We start from the raw sequence: 4,723 nt of genomic DNA, 5'->3' as shown, positions 1-4,723 counted from the left end.
CTGTTCCCTGTTCCCTGTTCCCTGTTCCCTGTTCCCTCTTTTCTGGAGATGTCTATTACTTAGCTAACTTAATTACATTGAATATAAGGTCTCCATACCCACCCCATTTGTTGAGGAGTTTGTACTGATTGAACATAAACCCACTTTGACTGAGACTCTTGTCCTGCTGGTGGTTCAGTAACTCTCAGTTGAGTATTTTTAGCAAAATTGAAAGGCATATTATAACCTTTGGCATTGGGAAAATCTCGCACTGGAATATTCGGATATTCCGGGGAACCTATTGCCTGACAAATTGTCCCTATAGGTACTCCACCTGTTCTATTTCCTGTGTTGGGTAGTTGTGAGGCAGAGCGTGTATTGCAATTTTGCAGATAGGGAGTATATACCCAACCTTGAGAATTATTTGGTCCAGTTACTTGTGTCCATTGTCCATCATTAGACCTATTGATGACTGTTACAGAAGTACCGTTATTAAAAAAGGCAATATTTCTACCTCCATTTGGCTGGTCTCGGAAATCTACACCTGCACGACTATCTGCTGGTGAAGACTGAAGCTGACAAACTTGTTGTTGAGCAAGTAATATTTCATTGCTCTGGTTAACCCATAGAGTCCACTGGTCTGCCATGGCAATAGTTGGTATTTGACTTCCTAATAAAGATAGAGAAGTAATTGTTAATATTCTTAGGTAATTTAGCTTTTGCTTGATGTTATTTTTCATAAATATTCTGAATTATTTGTAATCACAAGTTTAGCTACTGACTATGTAAGTCTATATTTCAGATGTTTTGATTATTCTTAATACTTTATTTAGATAAAAACATCTTTTTTTTTTAAGTAGCGTTATCTTTCTATTTTTTATATTTTAATATAAATAAAAATTTTTACAAGGGAGATTTACTAAGTTAACAAAAATCCTTATTTCCGCCAATAAACCTATCAACTCAAGAACAGGGAAATAAGGAATTTAAGCCAGCTTAAGAATGTAGTAAAAGCTTAAATACTTGTAACAAATATTGATCACGCCTGGTATCAAAGAAAAGTAACAAAGAGACTTCATAATTACGCACTCCTTTTTTAATTGTGCGTAGCGCTATATTATATCATGTCCGGTTAAACAGTGATAAATAAATAACTAGGGAGTCCTCAGGAGTCAGGAGTCAGGAGTCAGGAGGAAAGAGGGAAGAAAGAAGAACAACTGGAGTTGAAGGAGAAAGTTTTTTTATAACTAATTATCCGGACATGATATTACAGTAAACATAATATTAAATAAACCGGACTTTCTCAGACAAATCCGGTTAAAAATCAAAACGTTATTCGAGCAAAATAAATTATCCCTGACTACAAAACTTATCCACACAACGCACAAACATTTCTACTCCCATTCCTAGAGCAGTTTCATCAAAATCAAATCTAGGATGATGGTGCGGATAAGCTAAATTTTTCTCGGCATTTGCCGAACCTAAAAAGAAATAACAACCAGGTACTTCTTGCAGGAAAAATGACATATCCTCACCGCCCATTGTTTGACATTCTGGTACAACACCCGCAGGAGTTTCTACTAATAATTCAGCTACACTTTTAACCAAATCTGCCATTTTTTGATCGTTAATTAACGGGGGATAAAGAGGAATATAATTAAATTCATAACTCGCCCCGTGACTTTCACAAACTCCGGCAATAACCTGCTCAATTCGTTTAGCAAAATAATCTTGATAAGCCAAATTAAAATAACGTACAGTACCACCCATGCGGGCAGTATCAGCAATCACATTAAATGCCCGACCTGCATTTAATTCCCCAACTGTTACAACCGCTGAATCTATAGGATTAATATTCCGAGCTACTATTGTTTGCAAAGCATTAATAATTTGAGCTGCAACTACCACAGAATCTACAGTTTGATGAGGCATTCCTCCATGCCCACCTTTGCCCAAAATTGTGCAATTAAATCTTTCAGTAGCTGCCATTAAAGCACCACTGCGGACTCCTACTGTGCCGAGGGGTAGATTATTCCACAAGTGCAAACCAATGATGGCATCCACATCAGGATTTTTCAATACCCCCGCTTCAATCATTGGTTTAGCGCCTCCAGGTCCTTCTTCGGCAGGTTGGAAAATGATTTTTATGATCCCATCAAAATCTTGGCGATGGGTAGCGAGATAGTAGGCAGTACCTAGAGCGATCGCTGTATGTCCATCATGGCCACAGGCGTGCATCACACCATTATGTATCGATCTATATGGCACATCGTTTAATTCTTGAATTGGCAAAGCATCTAAATCTGCCCTGATAGCTAATACAGGTCCTGGTTTACCACTGTCAATAGTTGCAAGGATACCTGTTTTAGCAACTCCTTTTTGATGTTCGATGCCCCACTCTTGCAATTTTTGGCAAATAAATTCCCCTGTTAAATATTCTTTGAAACCTAGCTCTGGTCTTTTATGGAGATGTCGCCGCCATTCAACTAACAAAGGTTGTAGTTTTCTAATTTCTGGACGCAGTTGAGATTGAGCAACGGAATTTGAGGTCGGAATAGTTGAAACCATATTTTTTATACTGAGTTATTAATTTTTGATTGTGGTTGGTAAGGGTAAAAACTTCTCTAAATCTAAATTAGAGGCTGCTGTTGCTAATTTGTCTAGGTTGTTAATTTCTGGTAAATGTGGTATAATTCCACAGACTTGTACTTGAGTTAAGGATTGAATTAGCTCAACAGGAGTCCAGTCAGCAATTTCTTGCTCCGAGCAAGGTTTAACGCAGTTGAGGATAATGCCTCGGAGGTTAACCTTCATTTGACGAGCTAGAGCAACATTAGCTACAGTTTGAGCGATCGCGCCTAACTTGATTGGTACAACCAAAATAGTAGGTAAATGCCAATCCCTAGCTATGTCTGCCACCGTCAGTTCGTGAGTTACAGGAGAACCTAGTCCCCCTAAACCCTCGACTAACACAAAATCTTTTTGTTGTCGTAATCTTGCAAAAGTTGACCATACCTGGTCTAATTCTACCAGACGACCTTCCCGTTCTGCAGCTACAGGAGGAGCGACTGGTGTTTCGTACCATAAAGGGTTAATTTCGTCAATAGATTGGTCTAGAGAAAATAATTGAGTGTAAAGTTCGCGATCGCCTATGCCAGTTTGAATGGGTTTAAATAAGCCTAAGTTCCGGTCTTGATGGTAAGTTTGCCAATAAGCAGCAAGAGCGAGGGTTAATATCGTTTTACCAGCGTCGGTATCGGTTGCAGTAATCAAAAGTTCTTTCAAAGCATTTACCCTGGAATATCATTTCTGGATCTCTCCATTGTAATATCTTCAGGACTTCCGTACCAAGTTCTACCTGTAGTGGACTGACACACCTAATTTTGTGCGGGGTGTGTCACGTCAGTAGAGTGCATTGCAACTCACCCTTGGTATTACACCACCGCCAGTATAGAACCCATTTGGGATATATTTAAAAATGATGATTTAAAAATTATGAATCAGGAGTTATATCATGTCCGGTTGAACAGTTATAAATAAACTACTTAGGAGTCAGGAGTAAGCAATTCTGCAATTCAGGAGGGAAGAAAGAAGAAAAGAAGGAGAAAGTTTTTTGATCGCTAATTATCCGGACATGATATTATATCAAATCCGGTAGCATCGGTATAAAATCTTTTGAAGTAGGAGTCAGGAGTCAGGAGTCAGGAGGGAAAAAATTTATGAAGATTTGGTAATGGTGAAGATAAAGAATGTTTTTATACCGAATTAAACGGATTTGATATTACGCATAACCACCACATACAGAACGGCCGTTTACTGACGCATAGCTGAAGCTTTATATGTTGCGGAGCAAAACGCCCCTACAGATGGTGTATAACTTTGTATTTTGCGTAAGTTCTGTGAATCTAATTACACTAATGCTACCGAATTTGATATTAGGGGGTGTGGAGCGAGTTTTTTTCTACCTCCACAGAAATTATCAATTCTTTCCCCTCCTGGGAGGGGGAGGGGCGAGGGGTGGGTTCCCTACCCCCTACTCCCTACTCCCTTTTTTGGTGGAGATGTCTATTTAGGGTTTGCTGAATAAATATGAAAGTCTTTACAGATAAAGCTTTTGGCATTTTTAAGTCTGGAGGGGGTGCGCTTATTTGAGTTGAAAAGCCTCAAAAAGTTAGTATTAACAGCAAGATTTGGACAGAGAAATTGAGGAATAATTCTAACTCCTGCCTTCTCGCTCATTCCCCATTCCTCCTGTCTCCTGTCTCCTGTCTCCTGACTCCTACCCTTGCTCATAAGACTTTTTCAGCAAACCCTATTTATGGATCGGCACGATTTTCTAGATCCTTTACAGCATCTTCTGTACGTTCATTAGTATTCTTGGGCTTCAACCAATCAGGCCATAGTCCAACTATAAATTTTCGACTTTGCAAGCTGGCATTTTGGACAGGTTGAGGCACAAATTCAAAACTGTCACCAGCAGTTACAAAAACTATACTCACGATGACAAATAACCATATTAGATTTTTATTCATAAGCTGATATGAATTGGATTTATTTGTTTAACTTTAGTCTTCCCGCTACTCACAAAAATACTTCTAATACCAATTTCATAAAATATTGCTACATTCATGGAAGAGTGAGCAGTAGGGAGATTGCATACAACGTCCGTAAGTCTTAGACAAAGGGAAGTATAGAACCCCTAAGCGTATCTTCATAAATATTAAGTTTTTTGAGCTAGGAGACA

Annotated in this window: 5 protein-coding genes; all 5 read right to left on the bottom strand. The window is 38.7% G+C overall.

The window, feature by feature from the left end; genetic code table 11:
* Positions 1 to 68 precede the first annotated feature (68 nt).
* Positions 69 to 719, bottom strand: coding sequence for an SH3 domain-containing protein (locus D5R40_RS30445; protein ID WP_124147715.1), 651 nt, complete (start codon positions 717 to 719; stop codon positions 69 to 71).
* A 610-nt stretch (positions 720 to 1,329) separates the two neighbouring features.
* On the bottom strand, positions 1,330 to 2,547 hold the full coding sequence (locus D5R40_RS30440) for a M20 metallopeptidase family protein (protein ID WP_124147714.1): 1,218 nt from the start codon (positions 2,545 to 2,547) through the stop codon (positions 1,330 to 1,332).
* 18 nt (positions 2,548 to 2,565) lie between these two features.
* Positions 2,566 to 3,264 carry a dethiobiotin synthase gene (gene bioD / locus D5R40_RS30435; protein WP_124147713.1) on the bottom strand — a complete coding sequence of 233 codons (699 nt, stop codon included), beginning with the start codon at positions 3,262 to 3,264 and terminating at the stop codon, positions 2,566 to 2,568.
* Between the two features lie 780 nt (positions 3,265 to 4,044).
* Positions 4,045 to 4,272 (bottom strand): hypothetical protein, encoded by a 228-nt coding sequence (locus tag D5R40_RS36515; protein ID WP_124147712.1) that lies wholly within the window; start codon positions 4,270 to 4,272, stop codon positions 4,045 to 4,047.
* A 23-nt stretch (positions 4,273 to 4,295) separates the two neighbouring features.
* Entirely contained in the window at positions 4,296 to 4,511 is a 216-nt protein-coding gene (locus D5R40_RS30425) for a hypothetical protein (RefSeq protein WP_124147711.1), read from the bottom strand.
* Positions 4,512 to 4,723 lie beyond the last annotated feature (212 nt).

Origin of the sequence: Okeania hirsuta, from assembly GCF_003838195.1 — a bacterium.
GTDB lineage: Bacteria > Cyanobacteriota > Cyanobacteriia > Cyanobacteriales > Microcoleaceae > Okeania > Okeania hirsuta.
This window is presented reverse-complemented; position numbering and strand designations above follow the sequence as displayed.

Excerpts from the sequence above, each read along its gene's own strand:
- D5R40_RS36515 (WP_124147712.1), bottom strand. The coding sequence starts at position 4,272 with ATGAGCAAGGGTAGGAGTCAGGAGACAGGAGACAGGAGACAGGAGGAA.
- D5R40_RS30440 (WP_124147714.1), bottom strand. The coding sequence starts at position 2,547 with ATGGTTTCAACTATTCCGACCTCAAATTCCGTTGCTCAATCTCAACTG.
- D5R40_RS30425 (WP_124147711.1), bottom strand. The coding sequence starts at position 4,511 with ATGAATAAAAATCTAATATGGTTATTTGTCATCGTGAGTATAGTTTTT.
- D5R40_RS30445 (WP_124147715.1), bottom strand. The coding sequence starts at position 719 with ATGAAAAATAACATCAAGCAAAAGCTAAATTACCTAAGAATATTAACA.